Source organism: Hyphomicrobium sp. 2TAF46, from assembly GCF_052114865.1.
Classification (GTDB): Bacteria; Pseudomonadota; Alphaproteobacteria; order Rhizobiales; family Hyphomicrobiaceae; genus Hyphomicrobium_B.
The window spans coordinates 65,983-89,169 of record NZ_JBFRFO010000008.1 but is presented as its reverse complement, the minus strand read 5'-3'; the positions used below and the strand labels follow the sequence as shown (position 1 = coordinate 89,169).

The 23,187-nt window shown below is 60.7% G+C and carries 20 protein-coding genes; 6 read left to right on the top strand and 14 right to left on the bottom strand.

Annotation, left to right across the window (positions count from 1 at the left end):
* Positions 1-5: 5 nt before the first annotated feature.
* The 7 genes from AB4Z24_RS17085 to AB4Z24_RS17055 all read right to left on the bottom strand — a co-directional run bounded on the left by AB4Z24_RS17085 (position 6) and on the right by AB4Z24_RS17055 (position 8,892).
* Entirely contained in the window at positions 6-1,301 is a 1,296-nt protein-coding gene (locus tag AB4Z24_RS17085) for a M16 family metallopeptidase (RefSeq protein WP_441710215.1), read from the bottom strand.
* Between the two features lie 128 nt (positions 1,302-1,429).
* A complete protein-coding gene (locus AB4Z24_RS17080) occupies positions 1,430-2,791 on the bottom strand; it encodes a M16 family metallopeptidase (RefSeq protein ID WP_441710214.1) in 1,362 nt (453 codons plus the stop codon).
* Between the two features lie 302 nt (positions 2,792-3,093).
* Complete coding sequence (locus AB4Z24_RS17075; protein WP_441710212.1) at positions 3,094-3,570, bottom strand: hypothetical protein; 477 nt, start codon at positions 3,568-3,570, stop codon at positions 3,094-3,096.
* 62 nt (positions 3,571-3,632) lie between these two features.
* Positions 3,633-4,142, bottom strand: a complete 510-nt coding sequence (lspA, locus tag AB4Z24_RS17070; RefSeq protein ID WP_441710210.1) for a signal peptidase II — start codon at positions 4,140-4,142, stop codon at positions 3,633-3,635.
* Positions 4,139-7,288 carry an isoleucine--tRNA ligase gene (ileS, locus tag AB4Z24_RS17065; protein ID WP_441710208.1) on the bottom strand — a complete coding sequence of 1,050 codons (3,150 nt, stop codon included), beginning with the start codon at positions 7,286-7,288 and terminating at the stop codon, positions 4,139-4,141. Before ileS ends, lspA begins: the two co-directional genes overlap by 4 nt.
* A gap of 185 nt (positions 7,289-7,473) precedes the next feature.
* A complete protein-coding gene (locus AB4Z24_RS17060) occupies positions 7,474-8,400 on the bottom strand; it encodes a bifunctional riboflavin kinase/FAD synthetase (protein ID WP_441710206.1) in 927 nt (308 codons plus the stop codon).
* A 54-nt stretch (positions 8,401-8,454) separates the two neighbouring features.
* Positions 8,455-8,892 carry a MaoC family dehydratase gene (locus AB4Z24_RS17055; RefSeq protein ID WP_290995010.1) on the bottom strand — a complete coding sequence of 146 codons (438 nt, stop codon included), beginning with the start codon at positions 8,890-8,892 and terminating at the stop codon, positions 8,455-8,457.
* Between the two features lie 244 nt (positions 8,893-9,136).
* Between AB4Z24_RS17055 and AB4Z24_RS17050 the strand changes: the two genes are divergently transcribed.
* Entirely contained in the window at positions 9,137-9,886 is a 750-nt protein-coding gene (locus tag AB4Z24_RS17050) for a DUF1013 domain-containing protein (protein WP_441710204.1), read from the top strand.
* On the opposite strand, the gene AB4Z24_RS17045 is transcribed toward AB4Z24_RS17050, so the two are convergent.
* Both AB4Z24_RS17045 and AB4Z24_RS17040 read right to left on the bottom strand, forming a co-directional pair.
* The gene (locus AB4Z24_RS17045) at positions 9,871-11,613 is read right to left on the bottom strand and encodes a SulP family inorganic anion transporter (RefSeq protein ID WP_441710202.1); all 1,743 of its coding nucleotides are present in this window, start codon (positions 11,611-11,613) and stop codon (positions 9,871-9,873) included. The two genes, AB4Z24_RS17050 and AB4Z24_RS17045, sit on opposite strands and share 16 nt — an antisense overlap.
* A 73-nt stretch (positions 11,614-11,686) precedes the next feature.
* On the bottom strand, positions 11,687-12,004 hold the full coding sequence (locus tag AB4Z24_RS17040) for a helix-turn-helix domain-containing protein (RefSeq protein ID WP_441710200.1): 318 nt from the start codon (positions 12,002-12,004) through the stop codon (positions 11,687-11,689).
* Between the two features lie 237 nt (positions 12,005-12,241).
* Here AB4Z24_RS17040 and AB4Z24_RS17035 point away from each other — a divergent pair, with 237 nt between their 5' ends.
* Entirely contained in the window at positions 12,242-13,867 is a 1,626-nt protein-coding gene (locus AB4Z24_RS17035) for an acyl-CoA synthetase (RefSeq protein WP_441710198.1), read from the top strand.
* A 20-nt stretch (positions 13,868-13,887) separates the two neighbouring features.
* Here the strand turns inward: AB4Z24_RS17035 and AB4Z24_RS17030 are convergent, their stop codons facing one another.
* Together AB4Z24_RS17030 and AB4Z24_RS17025 are read right to left on the bottom strand one after the other, a co-directional pair.
* Positions 13,888-15,843: an acyltransferase family protein gene (locus AB4Z24_RS17030; RefSeq protein ID WP_441710197.1), complete on the bottom strand. Its 1,956-nt coding sequence runs from the start codon at positions 15,841-15,843 to the stop codon at positions 13,888-13,890.
* A gap of 656 nt (positions 15,844-16,499) precedes the next feature.
* Positions 16,500-16,805, bottom strand: coding sequence for a hypothetical protein (locus tag AB4Z24_RS17025; RefSeq protein ID WP_290995023.1), 306 nt, complete (start codon positions 16,803-16,805; stop codon positions 16,500-16,502).
* A 296-nt stretch (positions 16,806-17,101) separates the two neighbouring features.
* Here AB4Z24_RS17025 and AB4Z24_RS17020 point away from each other — a divergent pair, with 296 nt between their 5' ends.
* From AB4Z24_RS17020 to AB4Z24_RS17010, 3 genes are all read left to right on the top strand, one after another.
* Entirely contained in the window at positions 17,102-17,908 is an 807-nt protein-coding gene (locus AB4Z24_RS17020) for a DUF1236 domain-containing protein (RefSeq protein ID WP_441710195.1), read from the top strand.
* A 155-nt stretch (positions 17,909-18,063) separates the two neighbouring features.
* A complete protein-coding gene (zigA, locus tag AB4Z24_RS17015; protein WP_441710193.1) occupies positions 18,064-19,323 on the top strand; it encodes a zinc metallochaperone GTPase ZigA in 1,260 nt (419 codons plus the stop codon).
* Positions 19,324-19,550: 227 nt separating this feature from the next.
* Positions 19,551-20,537 carry a catalase family peroxidase gene (locus AB4Z24_RS17010; protein ID WP_441710191.1) on the top strand — a complete coding sequence of 329 codons (987 nt, stop codon included), beginning with the start codon at positions 19,551-19,553 and terminating at the stop codon, positions 20,535-20,537.
* A gap of 68 nt (positions 20,538-20,605) precedes the next feature.
* Here AB4Z24_RS17010 and AB4Z24_RS17005 read toward each other — a convergent pair whose 3' ends face one another.
* The 3 genes from AB4Z24_RS17005 to AB4Z24_RS16995 all read right to left on the bottom strand — a co-directional run bounded on the left by AB4Z24_RS17005 (position 20,606) and on the right by AB4Z24_RS16995 (position 22,691).
* Positions 20,606-21,619: an SRPBCC family protein gene (locus AB4Z24_RS17005; RefSeq protein ID WP_441710189.1), complete on the bottom strand. Its 1,014-nt coding sequence runs from the start codon at positions 21,617-21,619 to the stop codon at positions 20,606-20,608.
* Complete coding sequence (locus AB4Z24_RS17000) at positions 21,597-21,956, bottom strand: ArsR/SmtB family transcription factor (RefSeq protein ID WP_441710187.1); 360 nt, start codon at positions 21,954-21,956, stop codon at positions 21,597-21,599. The genes AB4Z24_RS17005 and AB4Z24_RS17000 overlap by 23 nt, the downstream gene beginning before the upstream one ends.
* Positions 21,957-22,514: 558 nt before the next feature.
* Entirely contained in the window at positions 22,515-22,691 is a 177-nt protein-coding gene (locus AB4Z24_RS16995; RefSeq protein ID WP_441710449.1) for a YdcH family protein, read from the bottom strand.
* A gap of 246 nt (positions 22,692-22,937) precedes the next feature.
* On the opposite strand from AB4Z24_RS16995, the gene AB4Z24_RS16990 reads away from it, so the two are divergent.
* Entirely contained in the window at positions 22,938-23,144 is a 207-nt protein-coding gene (locus AB4Z24_RS16990) for a DUF465 domain-containing protein (RefSeq protein ID WP_290995038.1), read from the top strand.
* Positions 23,145-23,187 lie beyond the last annotated feature (43 nt).

The following is a 23,187-nucleotide window of genomic DNA, read 5'->3' as shown; positions in this document are numbered from 1 at the left end:
TGAACTTAGCCGCGGTCGGGACCTGCGAGCACCGGTTGCAGCGCCGCCGGGGACGCCTGCTTCAAGCCGGCCGGCTTGCCCACGATTGTGACAACCAGATCGTTCGGCTTCAGAAGCCGTGCGGCGACGCGCTTGGCATCCTCAACCGTGACAGCATTGATCAGCTTGTTGCGGTTCTCGACATAATCCGGTCCGAAGCCTTCCTGCATCAGCCCCAAGAGCTGAGAGGCGATCTTCGAGTTCGTGTCGAAGCGCAACGCGTAAGAGCCGGTGAGATAGGCCTTGGCCGCTTCGAGATCCTCTTTCGAGGGACCGTTCTCGGCCATCTTCTTCAGCTCGTTGCGGATGATGTCGAGGCTCTCGCCCATCGCCGCGTTCTTCGTCGCGACGCTGCCGACGAGGATCGAGGTTTGCTGATAGGGCTGAATATAGGTGTAGACGGAGTAGGCAAGGCCGCGCTTCTCGCGCACCTCTTCCATCAGCTTCGCCGAGAAGCCGCCGCCGCCCAGGATGTGGTTGACGACGAATGCCGTGATGAAGTCGGGGTCCTTGCGCGGCATCGCGCCGAGCCCGAACACGGCGACCGACTGCGGCACGCCCATCTCGACGATCTTCTGGCTTCCGCCCTTCGCCGGTTCCGTCTGCGCGACGGGGAAGAGATTGGCCTTCTCCGGCAACGCGCCGAACACATCGTCGATGAGCTTGCCGAGCTGCTCCGGCGTGATGTCACCGACGGCGACGACTTTCAGATTGTCACGCGCGAACGTACGCTTGTGATAATCGAGGAGATCTTCGCGCGTGATCTTCGAGACCGTGTCCACCGTGCCATTCGACGGGCGCGAATAGGCATGACCAGGGAAGGCCTGCGCGTACCATTCACGCATCGCGACCTTCTCGGGGTCCTTGTCGGCATAGATCAGGTTGGCGATGAGCTGCTGGCGAATGCGCTCGACGGCGTCAGTGTCGAAGCGCGGCTTCTGCACCGAAAGCTTCAGAAGATCGACGGCCTTGTCACGGTTCGCCGACAGCGTTTCAAACGATCCGTAGAGCGAATCCTTGCTGTCGTCGTAGCTCATGCGCATGGCGATATCTTCCATGCGCTCTTGATATTGCTCGGATTTGATGTCGCCAGCGCCCTCATCCATCATCGCGGTGAGGAAGTTGGAGAGTCCCTCCTTGCCCGGCGGGTCCTGGGTGTTGCCGCCATCGAAGGCGTAGCGCAACGAGATGAGCGGAACGCTGTGCTCTTCGACGAGCCAAGCTTCAATTCCGCCGGGTGATTTGATTTTCTGAATGTTCATTGCGGCTGCTTGGTGACTGACGGATGCAGTGAACAACACAGCCAGCACCGGAAGGGCCAAGGCAATGTTGGGACGGACTGCTTTGCGAGCAAGCACAGCAGCCGTTCGATAAAAACCTATCATCAATTTCACCTCAATTCGCCGGACGGTGATGGGGCGGGAAGATCTTGGGCCTGCGCTACGCCGGACTGATCAGGAATGAGATAGCCGGTAACCGAGTCCTTGAGATCGAGATACTTGGCGGCGACTTTCTTGACGTCGTCCGCCGTCACCTTCGAGATGTTCGCGGGCCAGGCCTCGACGTCGGCGACGGTGCGGCCGACCGCGAGGTTCCAGCCGTAGCGGCGCGCCAGCGTCGCCTGGTTATCGCTGTCGTAGACGTAGTCGGCGAGGTAGCTGTTCTTGGCGCGGGTCAGCTCGGCGTCGGTGACGCCGTTCTTGACGATGTTGGCCAGAACGTCGTCGGCCGCGGCCTCGACCTTCTCCAGCGGCACGCCGTCGGCGGCAACCGCGTAGAGCGAGATCGTTCCGCCATCGAGGCCGTAGCCCGAATAGTCGCCGCCAGCGCTCGATGCGAGTTTCGATTCAACGACAAGCTTCTTGTAGATGCGGCTGGTCGACCCCGAGCCTGCGATTTTCATCAGGATGTCGAGCGCTTCGGCTTCACCCGGCTTAGCCGTGACGTAGCTCGGCGTCTGATAATAGCGCTGGAACGAATAGTTGCCGGCCCGCGGATCTTTGAGCGTCAAGCGGCGTGCCACGAGCTGCGGCGGATCGGTCGGCCGCTGGCGCGTCGACGGCACCGTCGGGTTTGCGGGGATCTTGCCGTAGGTCTCGTCCGCAAGCTTGCGAACTTCGTCGGCCGTCACGTCGCCCGAGACGACCAGGATGGCGTTGTTCGGCGCGTAATAGTGCTTGTAGAAATCGAGCGCGTTCTGGCGCGAGAGCTTCGCCATCTCGTGGTACCAGCCGATGACCGGCTTGCCGTAAGGATGGTTCTGATAAAGCGCCGCGTTCATCTGCTCATCGAGGATCGACGACGGATTGTTCTCGATACGCGAGCGGCGTTCCTCGAGGATGACGTCGCGCTCGGTCAGCACTTCCTTTTCATCGAGGCGAAGATGGACCATGCGGTCGGCTTCCATCTCCATCATCTTGCCGAGACGGTCTTTCGAGACGCGCTGGAAGTAGGCCGTCGCGTCGTTGCCGGTGAAGGCGTTGTCCTGGCCACCGAGACGGCCAACGATCTTCGAGAATTCGCCGACGGGAATCTTGTCCGTCGACTTGAACATCAGATGCTCGAGGAAGTGGGCGATGCCCGAGGTTCCGCGCACTTCGTCCGCGGCGCCGACCCTGTACCACACCATGTGCGTGACGACAGGCGAGCGATGGTCGGGGATTACGACCACGTCCATGCCGTTCGCGAGCTTGAACTCGCTGGCGCGGGTCGTGCCGTCGGCGGCGTGGGCTTGTGGATTCACTGCGAGCATGAGCATTGCCAATAGGGTTAAGAGGCTAAATCGGGAGGACGTCGCAAGACGCATTATGGAGATCCTTCGATCCGTAAGCGTTAAAGCGCTGCCTGACGTTTTTCATCCTAAACCGAAAGCGAAAAGCGGGGATTACTTTGAGTCTAGAATGACGTTCGCCAGTGCGAAAAGTTTCGCCAATGAGCGGCGCTTGGCAGATGAATGTCAAATGACAAGGCGTTCATCTCGGGCCGGAAATATGCGGCCGAATCAGCATTTCTATGCGGCAGAAAAGAATTGATTATGAGGCGGCTGAACAGAACTTACTGGCTCTGAGAATCGTCGTCGCTGTCGTCGGAGTTGGTTGATCCGGTCGTCCACTTCTTGACGGAAGAGAGGATCGACGGCGCGCATGAGCCCAACGGGCCTTTCGCAGAATCGGCGGAGGAATCGCCACGGAACTTCGCTTCTTCGTAGTTCTTCTTGCAGTATTCGGCCTGCTGCCGTTCGAGATCCGCCTGCGACACCTTCAGCTTTTTGTCGGGGTCTTGGATTTCGGCGAGCGACGGCTGTTCTGCCTTGCCGCTACCCGGAGGCGGCAGGGCCTCGAGGCCCGGCGGCACGACGAGAGGCTGGCGCACAGCCATCTTGGGATCACCCTTCGGGCCACCGTCGCCGTTCAGGCCCATGGCGTCGAAAACCTTGCCGTTGAGCTGGACGCCGTCAATGCCGCCACAGCCCGCCACGAACAGCGAAAGCGCGATGGCAAGACCGATTTTGTGCACCGAATTCAATGACATGCTTATTTGCCCGTGTCTTCGATCGACACGCCCCCGAGCCCGGATAAGCCGACTTTGCGGCGCTAATGCGACTCGCCCCTGAATGACTCATACAACAGGCCAATAACGCCAGCAACGATAGCTACGTCAGCGACATTAAAGACATACCAGTGGAAACCGAAGGCGTGCAGCGAAATGAAATCGGCGACGCCGCCGATTCGCAGGCGGTCGATGGCGTTGCCGATGGCGCCGCCGATGATCAGGCCGAGGCTAACCGCCATCAGCCGGCTCCCCTTGCTCCAATTCAACCAGAACCAGAGGCCGGCGCTCGCCAGAACCGCGAACGCGACCAGCATGTATTGGCCCTCGGCGCTTTCCTGATTGAACAGCGAATAGCTGACGCCGATGTTCTTCACGAACACCAGATCGAGAAACGGCGTGACCTCGACGCGGCCCTTCGCCTCGATGCCATAGATCTCCAGCATCCAGAACTTGTGCGCCTGATCGACGGCGACCGTCGCGACGAGGACAATGAGCGCCAGCAGCGCCCATCTACTCCAGACGACGCTTCTCGATTCCGCCGCCTCGCTCATGCCGCCGCTCCGGAATCGATCTCGCGCATGGCTGCCGCATCGCGCGCGGACAGCTCGGGGTAATCGGGATCGGAGCCGACGTCCTTGGTGATGCGCCACGAGCGTGCGCACTTCCTGCCTTCCGCGCGTTTGACGACGACGCCGACACCGGGCTCGTTCGGAAGCGTGAACGCGCCTTCCGGGGGCTGCTGGGTCGAAATCGAAATGTCCGACGTGATCGAAACTTCCGCCATATCGACGCCGTCGAGCCCCGACATCAGATCGGGATCGGTGACGTAGACGTCAGGCGCCGCTTCGAGCGACGAGCCGATTTTCTTTTCGGCGCGGGCGATTTCGAGTGCGCCGGTGACGACGCTTCTGACTTCCTTCACGCGGTCCCACTTGGCGGCGAGATTGTCGTCGCGCCATTCGCGCGGAATTTTCGGGAACGGCAGCAGGTGGACGCTTTCGGCTTCGTCGGGCCGATAGAGAAGCCAGGCTTCTTCCGCCGTGAACGAAAGGATCGGCGCGAGCCACCGGATCAACGTGTCGCAAAGTTTGTCGATGACGGTCAGCGCCGCCTTTCGCTTCATGCTCGACGGCGCTTCGCAATAAAGCGCGTCCTTCCGAATGTCGAAATAGAACGCCGACAGCTCGGTGTTCATGAACTGCGACAGCAGGCCGACGATCTTGCGATAGTCGTAGTGCTCGTAAGCCTTGCGGATTTCATGATCGAGCTCGGCGAGACGATGCAGCATCAGCCGTTCAAGCTCGAACGGCTTCATGTCCTTCAGGCTAACGGCGTCCTCGGGTTTGAAATGCGCAAGCGCGCCGAGCATCCACCGCAGCGTGTTCCGCAACTTGCGGTAGGTTTCGGAGAACGTCTTCAGGATTTCGTTGCCAATGCGAAGGTCATCCGAATAATCGGATGCCGCCACCCAGAGCCGCAAAATGTCCGCGCCGGACTTTGCCATCACGTCCTGCGGCGCGACGACGTTGCCAAGCGACTTCGACATCTTCTGACCCTTCTCGTCGAGGACGAAGCCGTGAGTCACCACGATGTCGTAGGGCGCTTCTGCGCGCGTGCCGCAGCTTTCGAGCAGGGACGAGTGGAACCAGCCGCGATGCTGGTCCGAACCTTCGAGGTACATCACCCGGTCCTGACCGCCATCGCGTTTGCGCTTCAAGCCTTTGAAGCCCGGAAACGCCGTCGGATCTTCGAGCGTGAAGGCGTGCGTCGAGCCTGAGTCAAACCAGACGTCGAGCACGTCCTTGACCTGCTCCCACTTTTTCAGATCTTTCGCGGGAACGAAGCCTTTGAGGAAGCGCTCCTTGGCGCCCTCCTCGAACCAGACGTCGGCGCCCTTTTCGGCGAAGGCTTTTTCGATGCGCGCGATCAGTTCGTCCGACTTTTCAAAGCCCGGTCCGGGGATAACCTGATCGGTCTCCGTATTGCGGAAGACGGTGATCGGCACGCCCCAGGCGCGCTGCCGGGATACGACCCAGTCGGGCCGGTTCTCGATCATGCCGGTGATGCGGTTCTCTCCTGCCGCCGGCACCCACGCGACACGCTTGATTTCGTCGAGCGCAATCTGGCGAAGGCTTGGCGCGTTATGATTTCTTCTGATCGCGTCGGCCGGTTCGCCTTCGGAGCGCTGGTCATCGAGCGCGGAAAGGGACTTATCCATCGCGATAAACCACTGCGGCGTGTTGCGGAAGATGACCGGCTTCTTCGAACGCCACGAGTGCGGATACTGATGCTTCAGGCGGCCGCGCGCGATGATGTTGCCCGCTTCAGCCAGCGCCTTGATGACGGCGTCGTTGGCATCGCCCTTGTCGCCGTTGTCCTTCAGCACGCGCTTGCCTTCGAAGCCCGGCGCGGCCTTGGTCATCACACCGTCGGCGTCGACGGTGAACGGCACGGTCGTGTCGATATCGCGATCGCGCAGCGCCTTCTGGTTCTTGATCCAGATGATGTAGTCGTCGGCGCCGTGGCCGGGCGCGGTATGGACGAAGCCCGTGCCGGTATCGTCGGTCACGTGATCGCCATCGAGCAGCGGCACGTCGAACGTGTAGCCCAGATCGCGCAGCGGATGCTCGCAGACGAGATGATTGAGCTCGAAGGCGCTCACGGGCCAGCGGCGCTCATAGGCTTCGATCTTCGCCGCTTTCATCACATCGGCGGCGAGCTTGTCGGCCAGGATGTAGCGATCGCCTTTCTTCGCCCAATTGTTCTCCGGCGCTTCGGTCACCTCGTAGAGGCCGTACTGGATGCGCGACGAGAAGCTGATTGCGCGGTTGCCGGGGATCGTCCATGGCGTCGTGGTCCAGATGACGACGGATGCGCCGAGCAAATTCTCGGGCGTCGCCTCGGGATGGATCTCGGGGGGCGTTTCGGCGGCGGCGTACTCTTCGTTCTCGATGACCGGCTTCACCGGGAACTTCACCCAGATCATGTCGGACTGATAGTCCTGGTATTCGACCTCGGCCTCGGCCAGCGCGGTCTTCTCGACGACGCTCCACATGACCGGCTTCGAGCCGCGATAGAGCTGACCGGTCGCCGCGAACTTCATCAGCTCGCGGGCGATGATGCTCTCGGCGCGGTAGTCCATCGTCGAATAGGGACGCTCCCAGTCGCCGATGACGCCCAGGCGCTTGAACTCGTCGCGTTGGATGTTCAGCCAATGGGCGGCGAACTTGCGGCACTCGTCGCGGAAGGCATTGATGGCGGCCGGATCGGAGAAGTTCGGCTTCTCCTTGCCCTTGGCGCGGTATTGCTCCTCGATTTTCCATTCGATCGGCAGGCCGTGGCAATCCCAGCCCGGCACGTAGTTGGAATCGTGGCCGAGCATCTGCTGCGATTTGACGACGAGATCCTTCAGGATCTTGTTGAGCGCATGGCCGATGTGGATGTTGCCGTTGGCGTAGGGCGGGCCATCGTGCAGCGTGAACTTCACGCGGCCTTTCGACTGCGTGCGTAGCTTCTCGTAGAGGCCGATTTCGTCCCAGCGCTTCAGAAGCTTCGGCTCGAGTTCCGGCAAGCCGGCGCGCATCGGAAATTCCGTCTGCGGCAGATACAGCGTCTTGCCCCAGTCGCGGCCGCCCTCGGCCGGCGAAGCTTCAGTTGCAGCGCCAGCTTTTCCGGCAGCCTTTGAGTCTTTCGACATCGGTTAAACTTTCAAATCCAATGGAAATCTGCGCGGGTTCTAGCAAGGTGCGCCCGTCAAGTCATCCTGCGCGGCCCGGTCACGCCGGAACCGCTTTTTAGAACGTCATCCCGGCGAAGGCCGGGATCCATCCAGGCCGGTAAGTTGGACGGATCCCCGCCTACGTGGGGATGACGGGTCAGGGTTTAAGCCTTCGCCAGCACCGCCCGAACCTTGGCGATGTCTTCGTCCATCTGGGCGACAAGTTCGTCAACCGAGTGGAATTTGCGGTCGCCGCGTATGAAGTCGATGAATTCGACCTCCATCTCGCGGCCGTAGAGGTCGCCGGTAAAATTGAACAGGAAGACTTCGAGTACGGGCATTCCATCGTCGAAGGTCGGCCGGGTGCCGAGATAGGCAGCCGCGTCGTGCGGAATGCCGTCGAAATATGCCCGGACCGCGTAAATCCCGTGGCCGAGCGTCGTGCCTTTCGGCATCGGCAGGTTGGCGGTCGGATAGCCCATGCCGGTGCCGCGCTTGGCGCCGCCGACGACCCGGCCTGTGACCCGCCAATTTTCGCCGAGCACGTGGGCTGCGCCTTTGACGTCGCCCTGGGCGAGATAGAGCCTCACGGCGGAGGATGAGAACGGTTCGCCTGCTTCAGCAATCGGCGGCATGACGGTCACTCCAAAACCGAGTTCTTCCCCTGCGCGAACCATCAGCTCCGGATTGCCGCCGCGCTTATGGCCGAAATAGAAATCGTAGCCGATGACCACGTGAACGACGCCAAGCCCGGCGACGAGAACGCGCTCGATGAAGTGCTCGGCGGTGAGCGCGGCGAGCTCGGCGTTGAAGGGCTCGACGAATGCGACGTCGATCCCCAGCGTCTCGAGCAGCACGATCTTCCGCTTCAGCGGCGTCAAACGAAAGTGCGTTTCGTCCGGCTGGAAGAATTCGCGCGGATGCGGCTCGAAGATCATCACGGCCGAGGGCGCTTTTGCGTCGCGCGCGTGCCTCTTGGCTTCAGCGATCAGGGCGCGGTGGCCGCGATGCACGCCATCGAAATTTCCGATGGCGATGGCGGAGCCGCGAAATTCCGGCAGAACGTGCTTGTGACCATGGATGACGTGCATGCTTGATGCGGCCTCGCCCCGGTCCTCTCGAGTACTGCGGAATGGTATCTGCGCTTATCGCGGCCGTGCCGGCACCATCAATACCGCTTCGCCCGTGAGGACGGGCTTGCCGGCAACCGTGCAGATGCACTCGAACCGCGCCCGTTTTTTGTCGGGGATCAGTTCGACCAGTCTCACGAGAGTTTCAACGCGATCGTCGATCTTCACCGGGCCTTTGAAGAACAGCGACTGGGACACGTAAATGGCGCCGGGGCCGGGAAGCTTCATCCCGAAAATGGCCGAGATGTAACCGGCGGACAGGATGCCGTGCGCGATGCGCTCCTTGAATATCGTCTTGGCGGCGTACTCGGAATCGAGGTGAACGGGGTTGTAGTCACCCGAGAGAGCGGCATAGGCGACGATGTCCGCCTCTCCGACAATCCTCGACATCGAGGCTTCCTGCCCGACCTCTAAATCCTCGAAATATTTTGTCCGGCCGGCGGTTGCGAGCATTCAGGCATCCCTGCACGTTATGTGGGCCAATCGACGAACGGGCCCTTTTTTGGGTGACAGTAACCCGTCACAAACGCCTGCTGCAACCGCGGCGGCTCGCTTCTGGCTGCGGCCTTGTTGCAGGCACGGTGGCTTTGAGCCTTGCGTCAGGGCCTCGTGACGCGTTATAAAGGGCAATTCCCTTAATTTACCGTTTTAAGTGGCTTTCGCGACCCCCACCGCGAAAGACCGAAAGAGGACACCCATGAGCGACCGCCGCCCCCTTATGCCGAAAGCCACCGCCGTTTGGCTGGTGGAAAACACGGCGCTCTCATTCGATCAGATTGCCGAGTTCTGCGGTCTTCATCCGCTCGAGGTCAAGGGTATCGCCGACGGCGAGGTCGCGCAGGGCATCAAGGGCATGGATCCCGTCACGAACGGCCAGCTGACGCGTGAGGAGATCGCGCGCGCCGAGAAGGATGGGAAGTACAAGCTCCATCTGGCGGAAAGCAAGGTGCAGCTGCCTCCGCTGCCGCAGACGCGTAAGGGTCCGCGCTATACGCCGGTCTCGCGCCGTCACGACCGGCCGAACGCGGTTCTCTGGCTTCTTCGCAACCACCCGGAGCTCAAGGACAGCCAGATCATGCGCCTCGTCGGCACGACCAAGCCGACCATCGCCCAGATCCGTGACCGGACGCACTGGAACTCGGCTCAGCTGACGCCGCAGGACCCGGTGACGCTCGGCCTCTGCTCGCAGATCGACCTCGACGCGGAAGTGAAGAAGGCCGCTCGCCGTACCGACCGGGCGAAGGATGCGGGCGACGAGGAAAAGGCGGGCACGCTGCTGCCGACGTCGGAGACCACCGGCGCCGCACCGGCACGGGCGGAGATCCTGACGCCGAAGGGTCCGGAAGAGGCTGCGGAAGAGACGCCGGAGCAGGAGCAGGCCCGCGTTCTCGCAAAGCTCAAGGGTTTGACCTCGCCCACCAAGAACGAGGATCAGGAGGACGAGTAATTCGCGACGTTGCGACGGTCCGGTCTTTCTCCGCGGCTCATCGCGACGGCGTCCTCGATTTGAGCCGCATATTGCACGAGTGGCTTTCTCAGACCCGCGGCGAGGAGCGTCCGGCGAACGCTCCGGGTCGTGGAGGTGAAATATAGTTTTGTGCCACCCCGATTGAGCTTTTTGGCAAAAGCCTCGAGGGTGCGGGCGGCGGTGCTATCAACGATTGGCACGTCCGCAAAGTCGAGAATGAACGCCTTCGGATGGGCCCCGATCCGGTCGAGCACGGCACTGACAGAAGCCGTCGCGCCGAAGAAGAATGCGCCTGAAATCCGGTAGACCATGACGTCACCGGCGGCACCTGCAGGCTGACCTGAAGGTTGTTCCGATTCCGGCGTGTCCGCCACGTCGCCGGCGATGAGCGTGCGACCGGTCTCGACGTCGACCGCTTCTGCCATCCGATGCAGAAAGAGGAACGCCCCGAGCGCAACTCCGACTGAGATGGCCGTCGTCAGGTCGACGAAGATCGTCAGCAGGAATGTTGCCAGCAGAACGGCGGCATCGCCCCAGGACGATCTCAGAAGCGTTACAAATTCTTCCTTCTCGGCCATGTTCCAGGCGACCACGGCGAGAACACCGCCGAGGCTCGCAAGCGGGATGTATGCGGCGAGTGGCGCCGCAACCAGCATGAAGAGCAGGATGAACAGCGCATGCAGGACACCTGAGACAGGCCCATGCGCGCCGGCACGGACGTTGGTCGCCGTGCGGGCGATCGTGCCCGTCACGCACATACCGCCGAATGTGACAGCGGCAACGTTGGCGACGCCTTGGGCCACCAGCTCACAATTCGAACGATGCCTGCGTCCGGTCATGCCGTCGGCAACGACCGCAGAAAGCAAGCTCTCGATGGAACCAAGCAAAGCGATCGATATCGCGTCGGGCAAAGCGGCCTGCAGCTTGGCTAGATCGAAAGCCGGCACATGCGGCGCGGGCAGCATTCGCGGCACCTCGCCGAACCGCGAGCCTATCGTCGCCACGTCGAGACCCAAGGCCCAGGCGACGGTCGCCGTGGCACCGACTGCGATGAGCATTCCCGGCCAGTTCGGCCTGATGCGGCGAAGACCGACGATAATCGCTATCGAGAGCAGGGAGATCGCGATCGTTGCGGGTTTGAGCGTTCCGAGGTTCGAGGCGATCGCGCCAAGCTTCGGGAGAAGCTGCGCCGGCTCATGCGCCATGTCGAGACCGAGCAGGTCTTTGATCTGGCTTGCAAAGATAATGATGGCGATACCGGCAGTGAATCCGACCGTCACCGGGAACGGGATGTATTTGATGTAGGTCCCGAGCCGCAGGGACCCTGCAGCGATCATGATCAGGCCCGCCATCATCGTCGCGAGAACCAATCCGTCGTAGCCTCGTTGTTCGACGATTGTCGCGATTAGAACGATAAAGGCTCCCGCCGGGCCGCCGATCTGATATCGGCTGCCTCCGAGTGCCGAGATCAGGAAGCCGCCGACGATCGCGGTAAAGAGACCCTTTTCGGGCGATAGACCGGAGCCGATGGCAATTGCCATCGACAGCGGCAGCGCCACGATCGCGACCGTCAAGCCGGAGATCGTATCGGCGCGCAGATCACCTAAGCGATAGCCCTCGCGCAGAACCGTGACGAGCTTTGGCGTAAAGAGCTCAGCCAGACTCGGACGGGCCCGAGTGGCTTCGCGTCTTGCCGGCATATCCATTGTCCGTCCCCATCATGGAGCGGCGAGATCGTCGGTCAAATCGTCGGCGGTCGTCGTCGCAGTGGTGAAAGTGCTACGAGCGCGCGAACAGGCCTTTCTTTCTGCGCCCTGGCGCCAGGGCCGGTGCTGAAGTCCTGACCGGAAGACGTTCCTTGAAACGCACGCCGCGCCCTTGACCCATGCTCGGCATATTCTCGCCGATGAGTTCAATGCCGGCCGCGTCGAAGGCCGCAACGACCTTCGTCAGCGTATCGACGACGCCGCGAACATTGCCTTCGCTTGCCTCCATGCGCTGGATCGTCGGCAACGAAACACCAGCACGATCCGCCAGCGTCTGCTGGTCGATACCGAGGAGCGCACGCGCAGCCCGCATTTGCGCGGCAGTAATCAAGTGCTGTCCTCCTCGCGAAAAGTCATCGAAAAAATCTAAATTATGATGCTTTATACATCAACTTAAACTTTTGAAACATGACATGGATTGGACGCGCCGAAACTTGACCTGCCGGAGCCTCGGCGGTCATAAATCCGGCATTGTCGGACGTTTCCGGTTTCGCTAGCGTCAATCGCAATCAAAACGCTTTCGGCAAACGAGAGCTTGGAGCTAGGCAGGAACCCCGGGGCACTAACCGTGACGAATCCATTTGAGCAGCATCTCGATAAGAACGCGGCAAACTTTCAGCCGCTGACGCCCCTATCGTTTCTCTCCCGCTCTGCCGTCGCCGCGCCAAACCACACGGCCATCATTCATGGCAAGGCGCGCGTCTCCTACGCACAATTCTACACGCGCAGCCGGCAGCTCGCGTCGGCTCTCAGCAATCGCGGCATCGGCGTCGGCGACACGGTATCGGTCATGCTCGCCAATACGCCGCCGATGCTGGAAGCCCACTTCGCCGTGCCGATGACGGGCGCCGTACTTCACTCGATCAACACGCGGCTCGATCCGGCGGTCATCGCGTTCCAGCTCGATCACGCCGGTACGAAGCTTTTGATCACGGACCGCGAATTTTCGTCCGTCATCAAGGCCGCTCTCGCGCTCGCGACAGTGAAGCCGATCATCATCGACTATGACGATCCGGAATTTCCGCAGACGGGCGAACCGCTGTCGGCGGACGATTACGAAGCGTTCCTCACCAAGGGCGATCCGAATTTCGAATGGCGATGGCCGAAAGACGAGTGGGAGGCGATCTCGCTCAACTACACTTCGGGCACGACGGGCAACCCGAAGGGCGTCGTATACCATCACCGCGGCGCGGCGCTGATGTGTTATGCGAACGCCATATCCACCGGCATGACGCGGTTTCCGGTGTACCTCTGGACGCTGCCGATGTTCCACTGCAACGGCTGGTGCTTCCCGTGGACGGTGACGATGGTTCAAGGCACGCATGTGTGCCTGCGGTGGGTGCGCGCCAAGGCGATGTACGAGTCCATCGTCAACCATAAGGTCACGCACCTGTCCGGCGCTCCGATCGTCATGTCCACGCTTCTCAACGCGACGGACGAGGAGAAAAAGACCATCGATCATGTCGTCGCGTTCAACCACGCAGCGGCGCCGCCTCCCGCGTCGGTCATGGCCGCGATGACGGATGCCGGGTTTGAGCTGACGCACCTTTACGGGCTGACCGAAACCTATGGCCCGGCAACGATCAACGAGTGGGACTCATCGTGGAACGACCTGCCGCCGCTCGAACGTGGCGCGAAGCGGATCCGCCAGGGCATTCGCTATGTCGCGCTCGAAGGCCTCACCGTGATGGACGCCGAGACGATGAAGGAAGTTCCGGCCGACGGCGAGACGCTCGGCGAGGTCATGTTCCGCGGCAACATCGTGATGAAGGGCTATCTCAAGAATCCCAAGGCAACGGATGAAGCGTTCGCCGGCGGATGGTTCCATTCGGGCGACCTCGGCGTCATGCATCCCGACGGCTACATTCAGCTCAAGGATCGTTCGAAGGACATCATAATCTCGGGCGGCGAAAACATCTCGTCGATCGAAGTCGAGGAGGTGCTTTACAAGCATCCGTCTGTCGCGTTCTGCGCCGTCGTCGCGAAGCCCGACGAAAAATGGGGCGAGACACCGTGCGCCTTCGTCGAGCTACGCCCTGGAACCTCGGCGACGGAAGACGAGATCATCGAGTGGTGCCGCGCGGGCCTCGCGCGCTACAAGGTGCCCCGGCATATCGTCTTCGCGGAAGTGCCGAAAACATCGACCGGCAAGATCCAGAAGTTCAAGCTGCGCGAGCTGGCGAAGGAGGCGTGACGGGCGCGTGCGCTCGTCACCTACGGCAGCGGATGGGTGCCGGCCAGGATCGGAGCGTTGGCATCCGGCCATAGAAGCGGCGCCAGCAGTTTCTTTGCAATGATGCCAGCGCCGCGCACCGACAGGTGGTTATCATCATAATAGAGCACGGCGTCCTCGATGTACGCGCTGCACCACTCGTCCTTGCACAGCGCAGGGGCGAGCGGCACATAGGTCGCGTTCACGTCCGAGGCGATGCTCCGCAAGTTCGCGTCGACGTCGTGGAAACGATCGTCCTGCGAAAATTTGAAGTCTGCCGGGTCATGGCCCCGGCCGGTCCATCGGGCGATGGCCGCCGGCGCCTGCATGTGATTGGGAAGATGCGGGATCGGTCCCAACACGATCAGTCGGTGTCCGGCGCGGCTCAACGCCGTCAGTGAGTTGCGCAGCCCCTGCCAATATTGACCGGGCATTTCCGTTGACCAGGCGCTGGAATTGGCAGCGATGATGATGGTCGCCGGGTTGAGCGTGACGAGTTTCGCAAGCATAGCGGCATTATACCGTCCACACTCCTTCCGGGTCGGCAGTGAAAAATCCGCGGCCGGCGGACACGCAGATGCCGTGATCTGGCGAACGCTTTCGCTCCTCGTTTTTGCGAGCGACCCGAGCACGGCGCTGAACTCGACGCCATGGCTATCGCCATAGACAATGGTCTTCGGCGGAACGGCCTCGCCGAGAACGCAAGTATCTTCGTAATTGCCTTTCGCCGTTCCGTCGAAATGGCACTTCTCTCGAAGCGGGCTCGAGTCGTGTTCGGCATCGGCGAGATCGAGAACCTGCTGCGAAAAGCGGCCGGGCATGCCATGCCCCAAATGGAGGACAAGCGAGGCGGCCACCAGGGCTCCGAGGCTCAAGCCGCCGCTCCAAAGGATCGCCGGGCGCGAAAATCCTTCTGCACCACGCCGCCGGAATGGCTGCTCGATGAAGCGCCATGTGAGCGCCGCCAGGGCTATCGAGGTTCCCGCGACGGCGGTCTTTTGAAGTCCGGTCGGCGCCTCGACGTTCAATAGGTTCGCGAACACGATCAGCGGCCAATGCCATAGATAGAGGCTGTAGGAAATCAGCCCGAGAAAGACGAGCGGCCGGGCGGTCAGCAGCAGCCGCCCTGGCGTGTTTTCGCCTTGCCCTCCCCAAATGACGAGGGCCGCCCCCACGCATGGGAGGAGCGCTGCCAATCCGGGAAACGGTGTTTTCGATGTGTAGCTGAAGACGGCAATCGCGATGGCGAGCAGGCCCAGCGCAACGGCCGCATCGGACTCCAGGCGGGATGCCGGCTTCGGAACGAGGCCCATCGCGATGACGCTTCCGGCCAACAATTCCCAGGCGCGCGTTGGAAGCAGAAAGAATGTGCTTTGGGGATGCGCGTCGAGACGAACCACGCTCAAGAGCAATGAGGCCGCCAGCAGGAGCCAGATGATGACCCCGACCCGATCCCTCCGCCACTTGAAGGCGGCCATCAGAAGCAGCGGAAAGACGATATAGAACTGCTCTTCGACGCCAAGGCTCCAGGTGTGAAACAGCGGCTGCGTTCCGGCTGCGTGGTCGAAGTAGCCGGAATGGAGAAGGCACCAGAAATTGCTGACGGATAGCGCTGTCGCGATCAGGCTCGAGGCGAACTGTTTCAGTTCACCAGGCAGAAGAAACATGTACGCCAGAACGGCCGCGCAGGCGCAGACGAAGACGAGCGCGGGCACGATCCTGCGAATGCGCCGGTCGTAGAAGCTCACGACGCTGAAGGCGCCAGCTTTCAATTCGGCAGCGATCAAGCTGGTGATGAGAAAGCCGGACAGTACGAAGAAGACGTCGACCCCGACGAAGCCGCCAGGCGCGATGGGGAGGTCCAGGTGATAGGCGACGACGACCGCGACGGCGATGCCCCTCAGGCCGTCCAGGTCGCGGCGATAGAGGAGACCCTGATGAGACTTGCGATCAGACACGCACGCTCGCGACGCGCATGACACGAGTTGTCATGTGGAAATTCCCCCGTCCCCTCGAACCGACCAATCTTGCGGAGCTGAATTTCACTATGCCGCGACCCTCCGGGGATTTGAACCCGAAGATGTCATACATCTGTGGATAGATTAGTTTATTTTACAACAATCATTGGTTGTTATCTTCGCGACCCTCTTCGCTGAAGATTCCAACGGCAAACGGGAGCGACGGAGACCTACCCCGCCGCGCGAAACTTCATTTTGTCTTGGAATAGCGGCCGACCTTCGACGCGGCCTTGCCGCGGTTGGCCGAGGATGACGAAGAAATCCCACTCTCCCCGCGAGCGGGGAGAGGCCGGGGTGAGGGGCGGCAACAAATGCCGGCGTGCGGCCGCCCCTCACCCTAGCCCTCTCCCCATTGAAGAAATGGGGAGAGGGGATGCCCCATCCCCGTCATCCCGGCGGAGGCCGGGATCCATGCAACGGGCAACGCATTCGGCGCGCGTTGTTCACGCAGAGCGGACCGCACCTGTCGTTTTGTTGGACATTGTCTGGGTGCCGACCTTCGTCGGCATGACGTTGAGGAAATATAGGAGCACCCCTCTTCACCGTCATCGCGGCCGGAGCGGAGCGCCGAGCCGAAATCGCAAAAGGCGACTTCGCTATTTCACCCAGACCTTATGCTGGCAATCCAGCCATTTGGCGATGACTGAGCGGTCGTGAAATTGGATCGCGCCGCAGTTCTGGCAGACGATCATCAGGACATTGACCGGCGCGTTGCTCGACGAAGATTTGCGCTCGCAGGTCAGCATGTGAATGTCGACGTCGCAGTTCGAGCGAAACCGTCCGCACACGGGACAGCTTGTGATGTGCTTGCCGAACAGGAAGCGGTCCACCTCGGCTTTCGTCAGGTCGCGGGTGGGCGTGCTCGTTTCCGCTGGGCGAGTGGCTGTTGCAGTGTCGGTCATTGCAGTCGCCATTTGGTTAGTTCGTTTAGCCGGAATCGTATGATGAGAACGCTCTTCTTACAAGTCGAGTTCGAATGACGTTCGAATATTTGATGCCTTTTTTTCAACGATTGTTCTTGTGCGGCGCAGTATTGCGCGCTGCAATGGCTCGAAATTTCTCGCCTCTCCGTTCGTTGCTGAAGCTTCTTCCGTCGCGCACTCTGATCTGGAACAGCACGCGCGTGAATACGTTGACCGGTTAATCGCGGGGGCAGTCGCGATCAAACAAAATAGGTCAACAAAGGAGAGACTCCCTAATGCTGAAATACTCGATTGCAGCCCTGGCGCTCGTTGCGGGATCGACGTGCGCGCTCGCAGATCCAAACGGCGGCGCGGGGCCGTCCTCGCCGGGTGCTGGCGCCGGTGGCGGCGCGGCGATGGAACGCTCCGGCGGTTCCTCGGTGCGCGGCGACGCGATGGAAAAGGGCGCTGGACCATCCAGGGAATTCGGTGGTTCGATGAAGGAAGATCGCGGTTTGCGAGGCGCGGCGCATGGATCGGCGCGAGAAAATTCGGCTGCCGATGAAGGCGCGCGCGATCATTCGAAACATCAAGCCAGCGATAACGATCGTCAGCTCAAGAACAATGAAAGACAGGCTGGTGATCGCGAACGGCAAGGCCGGGATCGGCAAGCCAAAGATGAAGACCAGAACGCCAAGCATAAGTCATTTGACCGCGCCGACCGGAATGATCGCAACGACCGCAACGACAGGATGGGCGCTTCCGAGAAGTCGAGAAACGACAGATCTTCCACCGGCGCGAGCGAAGGCACGGAAGGCAAGGGCGCCCCAAAGGGCTCTCTCACCAGCGTCAGCCCCGAACAGAAAACGCGCGTCAGGGCGGCCTTCGCGGGCCATCGTGTAGCGCCCGCGCATAATATCGGCGTCGCCGTGAACGTCGGCGTCAGGATTCCGCGATCGGTTCACATCTATGCCGTACCCCTCGAGATCATCTCGATCGTTCCGAGCTATCGCGGGTACGAATATTTCATGATCGACGAGGACCACGTCGCGATCGTCGATCCGGATACGCTCGAGGTCGTCGACATCATCGTCGTCGCGTAGCGAACCGTGCGCCAACAAAGCAAAAAGCCGCCGGCCCGGTGCTGGCGGCTTTTTTTGATGAGAACTTCGCGTCGATTCCCGGGCCCAGACCGTTGGAGTTGACGGATGTTATAACATCCGAATATATGAGCGTCTTCAAACCCGGGAGATTGCCCATGGACTCCGACATCATCGCTCACTTGAAATCGACGGCCGCGACGCCGGACCGACGCTTGCCTGTTACCGTCCTTTCTGGATTTCTCGGCGCGGGGAAGACGACGCTTCTCAATCACGTGTTGAACAACCGCGATGGTCTCAAGGTCGCGGTGATTGTCAACGACATGAGCGAGGTCAACGTCGATGCCGATCTCGTCGCGATGGGCGGGGCCAATCTCTCGCGGACGGACGAGACGCTCGTAGAGATGTCGAACGGTTGCATCTGCTGCACGCTGCGCGACGACCTCTTAAAGGAAGTGCATCGGCTCGCGGGCGAGCGCCGGTTCGATTATCTGCTGATCGAATCGACCGGCATCGCGGAACCGCTTCCCGTTGCGACGACATTCGAGTTTCGCGATGAAGCGGGACGCAGCCTGTCGGACGTCGCGCGCCTCGACACCATGGTGACGGTGGTCGATGCCGCGCATCTCCTTAAAGATTATTCCTCGCGGGATTTTCTAAAAGATCGCGGCGAAATCGCAGGCGAGGATGACGAACGCCCGCTCGTGCAGCTGCTGGTCGAGCAGATCGAATTTGCCGACGTCATCATCCTCAACAAGGTCGATATTGCGAAGCCGGAAGACATCGCAGCGGCGCGGACGATCATTCGGTCGCTCAATGCCGATGCCCGCATCATCGAAACGAGCCACGCGCGCGTCGATCCGCGCGATATTCTCGATACCGGCCTCTTCAACTTCGAACAGGCGCATCGTCATCCGACTTGGCTCCGAGAGCTCAACAGCTTCGACCAGCACACGCCGGAAACCGACGAATACGGCATCGCGAGTTTCGTCTACCGCGCGCGGCGGCCATTCGAACCGGCGAAGCTGCACGCGTTCTTCAACACATCGTGGCAAGGCGTCGTGCGGGCAAAAGGATTTTTCTGGTTGGCCTCGCGTCCTCAATGGGTCGGGGAGCTCAGCCAGGCCGGGGCCCTCGTCCGCCACGAGGCGATTGGCTACTGGTGGGCCGCTGTGCCGAAAGAGAATTGGCCGAGCGACGAAAGCCTCGTCGCGCGCATCGACAAGGGCTGGCACAAGATTTGGGGCGATCGCAGGCAAGAGATCGTCTTCATCGGCACGCGCGACATGGACAAGGAGAAGATCAAGTCGGATCTCGACGCGTGCTTGCTTCCCATCTCCGAGAGCGGACCGATCGACACCTCAGCCTGGAGGCGGCTTGCCGATCCCTTCCCGGAATGGCGGCGGGACGCAGCATAACGGATCGGTGACACAGAAATGATCGAACTGAGCCGGGCGTTCTCTAACGTCCGGCCATACATGAGTATTTTAAATTGATTTGATCTCACGGGGCGGGGCAAAAACGCGCGAGGCGCCCTGCTCCCATCGTAACCCTCTGTGCACAATCCATCGTGCACGTTATGACGATAGTGTCTTTCGACCAACGTCCTTGCCTACGACAACCCCCTGCAATGGAGTGTGTCTCGATGGTTTCCAACCGGCTCATTGCCGCCCTGGCCGCCGCGGCGGTTATCTGTGTTCCGATGGCTCGTGCCTTTGCCGAGGCCGACGCGGAAAGTCTCGTCAATGCGCTCAATGCCGTTTTCGGCAAGCATCCCGGCGTACGCGCCGCGCACACGCACGGCATCTGCGTCAAAGGGAACTTCGTGCCGTCGGCCGACGCCGCGAGCCTCACCAAGGCCCCGCATTTCAATTCGAAGACGCCGGTCGGCGTTATCGGCCGCTTTTCGATGGGCGGCGGCGATCCCGATGCGCCAAATGCGCAGAAGGATAACGTGCGCGGCATTGCCATGCATTTCGACCTCGGTAAGGGGAACAACACGGACCTTCTGCTGATCTCGGCCCCTGTATTCGTCGCGAAAGATCCCGATCAATTCCTGAAGCTGCTGACGACCGTCGCGACGAAAGACAAGGACAAGATCGGAGCCTATTTCAAGGACAACCCGAACTCGACGCGGCAGGGCGAGTGGCTCAACGCGCGTCCGGTGCCGGCGAGCTACGGGACAGTCAACTATTGGGGCGTCCACGCTTTCACGTTCACGAACGCGGACGGCAAGAAGCAGATTTTCAAGTACAAGGCGCTGCCGGTTGGCGGCGAAGCCGGCATCTCGGACGATGAAGCGAAGAAGAAGGACGCCGACTTCTACCGGCCAGAACTCAAGGACCGCCTAGCCAAGGGGCCCGTGCAATTCACGTTGACGGCAATCCTCGGCGAGCCTGGCGATCCGCTCGACGATCCGACCGCGCTCTGGCCGGAAGACAAGCGCAAGTCGGTTACTCTCGGCACGATCTCGATCACCGATTTCGAGGATGCGAAGACGTGCGACGAGGCGATCTTCGATCCGACGAACGTCGTCGACGGCGTCGAAGGTCCGGCGAACGATAAGATCTTCCCGATGCGCTCACAGGCCTATGCGGTATCGTTTTCACGCCGAGAAGCGCCGCAGCAATAATAGCAAAAAGAAAGCCGTCATCCTCGGCGTGAAGCCGAGGATGACATTCCGTGCAGTTGCGTTGGCGCTCAGCGCTTCTGAATGCGCGCCAGGTAAGCTTCGAGCTGCTCCAACGTGCCGGACCAGCCTTGCGTCATGCTCGGGCGGCCCTTGTCGAAGATTCCGACCTCTTCGTCGCTGGCATTGTATGGCGACCAGTTTACGGTCAGCTTCGTGCGGCCATCGTCGAGTTCTTCGAGCGTAAAGACCGATAGCAATTCGAGCGGCCAATCGGGGCTCATAGGGTGGCGCGTGATGCCGCCCTGCGCATCCGAGAACGAATTGATGAAAACGACGCGGTCGGGAGCGGAGATTTCGCGATAGACGAAGCGTCCCCACATCGTCGAGCCATCGGGCGCCTGCATCCCGTAGTGAAACGTACCGCCCGGACGTAGATCCATCTTGGCGCTGATGACCTTGAAGCCCTTCGGGCCCCACCAATGTTTCATGTGCTCCGGATCGGTGAACACCTTGAACACGAGGTCGCGCGGGGCATCGAAAATGCGCGAAATGACGAACGGCTGCACCTTCTGATTTTCGGTACTTTTACTCACGGCGTTTCCTTCCTTGCCTGTTAAATGGAGATCGAGGCGGGCGAGCGTCTGGTGAGCCCCTTCGATGGCACCGAATTTCGCCATCTCGTCGCGCTGTTCGCGCGTCGCCGCGAGGAGGCGCAGTGTGACACGTGTCTTGCGTCCTTCACTTTCGAACGTGATCCAGACCTTGAACACCTGAAAGTCGGGCCTCTCTTCGCCGGCGTCGTGATCGTAGGCGAGAAGCTCCGGAGCCTTCACTTCGTTGTACCGAACCCGGTTCGGGTAATCCGTGCCGTCAGGCCCGTGCATCGTAAATAGCCATTGGCCGCCGGGGCGAACGTCCATCGTATACGTCGTCGTGGTGAAGCCGTTCGGCCCCCACCAGTTGCTGATGTGATGGGGATCTTTGAACGCCGCGAACACGAGTTCGCGCGGTGCATCGAAGACGCGCGTGGTGACAATTTCTCTCTCGGCTTCGCTCCCATCATTTCGATTTTTTGCGGCCACCCTTTTTCTCCTTCGCCTGCAACACACGTAGGTACTCATCGAGCCGATCGAAGCTCTGTTCCCAGAACTTGCGATAGTGCTCGACCCAGTCGTCGACTTCCTTCAGCGGCCCCGGCTCGAGGCGGCAGGGGCGCCACTGTGCTTCGCGTCCGCGCGCGATCAGTCCCGCGCGCTCCAGAACCTTGAGGTGCTTGGAAACGGCCGGAAGGCTCATGTCGAACGGTTCGGCGAGATCGGTGACGGACGTTTCGCCCAGCGCCAGCCGCGCCAGGATCGCGCGCCGCGTCGGGTCGGCAAGCGCCGCAAATGTTTCACTCAGCCGGTCGGCGGTTGGCATGTATTTAGCCATCTAGTTAAATAACTATTCGGTTAAATACAGGCGATCGGAGGGAAGGTCAAGTCGTCACCATGACGTCATCCTCGCGCAGGCGGGGATCTGTCCAAACATCAGATTGTGATGAACTTCCGGCTCGGATGGATCCCGGCCTTCGCCGGGATGACGGAGGTGAATGCGGCCCCTATATTTCCTCAACGTCATGCCGACGAAGGTCGGCACCCAGACAAGCTTCAACAAAACGACAGGTGCGGTCCGCTCCGCGGGGACAACGCGCGCCGAATGCGCTGCGCCTTGCCTGGATCCCGGCCTTCGCCGGGATGACGGAATTGGCGGGCTGTGCCGTGGTATGCACGCGATATTGTCATCCGGGAGAGCCACACGCGAGATCCGTATCTTTTCGCGGCGTTCTGGGTCCCGGCTGCGCAGCGCTTCGGCCGGGATGACAGGAGGTATGATGTCGGGAGGTTTGAAAATCGACTAAAATATAAAAGCCCCGCACGGAGCCGATGATGAGTGCTCCGGTGCCAGGGCTTGGAAGGGAAATTTATGCGCGCTGGTCTAGTGGCGCGTTTCCCGTCTCAACCGCTCCATCTCGTCCTTGAGCTTCAGTTTTTCTTGCTTCAATCTACGTATTTCGATGTCGTCAGATCCGGGACTCGCAGCAGCTTGATTTATTTTTTGTTCGAGAGCCCGATGCTTCTCCGCGAGTTCAGCCAGATGAGCCGTAATCGTCATCAGTTGCCTCCTATAGAGTTGCAGACGTTGAAATCGTGCCACACGTTTTCCGGGTTGTCCAACGCCTCCTGCGGCAAAGCCGCGATGTTTGATTTTTGTTACGAAGCCGAATTTTGCCTTTAGTGATTCGTAAAATAAATTCATAGGATTAGAAAGATCGTCCCGGATCGCGCTTTTGCCCTGTTGCCATCTCGTGGGCAATCACCCAAAAGGCTGGATCGACCGGGCAGCGGGCAGGGAATCGAAATGGAGCGGCGCGACGAACGCGAGCTCAGAGAAGAGCTAGTGACTTTGCGGGGCGAGCACCGTCAGCTCGACTGCGAAATCGCCGCTCTTGAAGGCAACCCCTCGGCCGACCAACTTCTCATCAAGCGGCTGAAAAAGAAGAAGCTTGTCCTGAAGGACCGGATTACGCAGATCGAGGACAAGCTGCTTCCCGACATTATCGCGTGAACGACGTTTCGCGCTTGGCTGCTTTGCAGTTCAGCGCGTTTAA

Coding starts and splice junctions, on each gene's coding strand:
- AB4Z24_RS17085 (WP_441710215.1), bottom strand. CDS start 1,301: ATGAACATTCAGAAAATCAAATCACCCGGCGGAATTGAAGCTTGGCTC.
- AB4Z24_RS17080 (WP_441710214.1), bottom strand. CDS start 2,791: ATGCTCGCAGTGAATCCACAAGCCCACGCCGCCGACGGCACGACCCGC.
- AB4Z24_RS17075 (WP_441710212.1), bottom strand. CDS start 3,570: ATGTCATTGAATTCGGTGCACAAAATCGGTCTTGCCATCGCGCTTTCG.
- lspA (WP_441710210.1), bottom strand. CDS start 4,142: ATGAGCGAGGCGGCGGAATCGAGAAGCGTCGTCTGGAGTAGATGGGCG.
- ileS (WP_441710208.1), bottom strand. CDS start 7,288: ATGTCGAAAGACTCAAAGGCTGCCGGAAAAGCTGGCGCTGCAACTGAA.
- AB4Z24_RS17060 (WP_441710206.1), bottom strand. CDS start 8,400: ATGCACGTCATCCATGGTCACAAGCACGTTCTGCCGGAATTTCGCGGC.
- AB4Z24_RS17055 (WP_290995010.1), bottom strand. CDS start 8,892: ATGCTCGCAACCGCCGGCCGGACAAAATATTTCGAGGATTTAGAGGTC.
- AB4Z24_RS17050 (WP_441710204.1), top strand. CDS start 9,137: ATGAGCGACCGCCGCCCCCTTATGCCGAAAGCCACCGCCGTTTGGCTG.
- AB4Z24_RS17045 (WP_441710202.1), bottom strand. CDS start 11,613: ATGGATATGCCGGCAAGACGCGAAGCCACTCGGGCCCGTCCGAGTCTG.
- AB4Z24_RS17025 (WP_290995023.1), bottom strand. CDS start 16,805: ATGACCGACACTGCAACAGCCACTCGCCCAGCGGAAACGAGCACGCCC.
- AB4Z24_RS17020 (WP_441710195.1), top strand. CDS start 17,102: ATGCTGAAATACTCGATTGCAGCCCTGGCGCTCGTTGCGGGATCGACG.
- zigA (WP_441710193.1), top strand. CDS start 18,064: ATGGACTCCGACATCATCGCTCACTTGAAATCGACGGCCGCGACGCCG.
- AB4Z24_RS17010 (WP_441710191.1), top strand. CDS start 19,551: ATGGTTTCCAACCGGCTCATTGCCGCCCTGGCCGCCGCGGCGGTTATC.
- AB4Z24_RS17000 (WP_441710187.1), bottom strand. CDS start 21,956: ATGCCAACCGCCGACCGGCTGAGTGAAACATTTGCGGCGCTTGCCGAC.
- AB4Z24_RS16995 (WP_441710449.1), bottom strand. CDS start 22,691: ATGACGATTACGGCTCATCTGGCTGAACTCGCGGAGAAGCATCGGGCT.
- AB4Z24_RS16990 (WP_290995038.1), top strand. CDS start 22,938: ATGGAGCGGCGCGACGAACGCGAGCTCAGAGAAGAGCTAGTGACTTTG.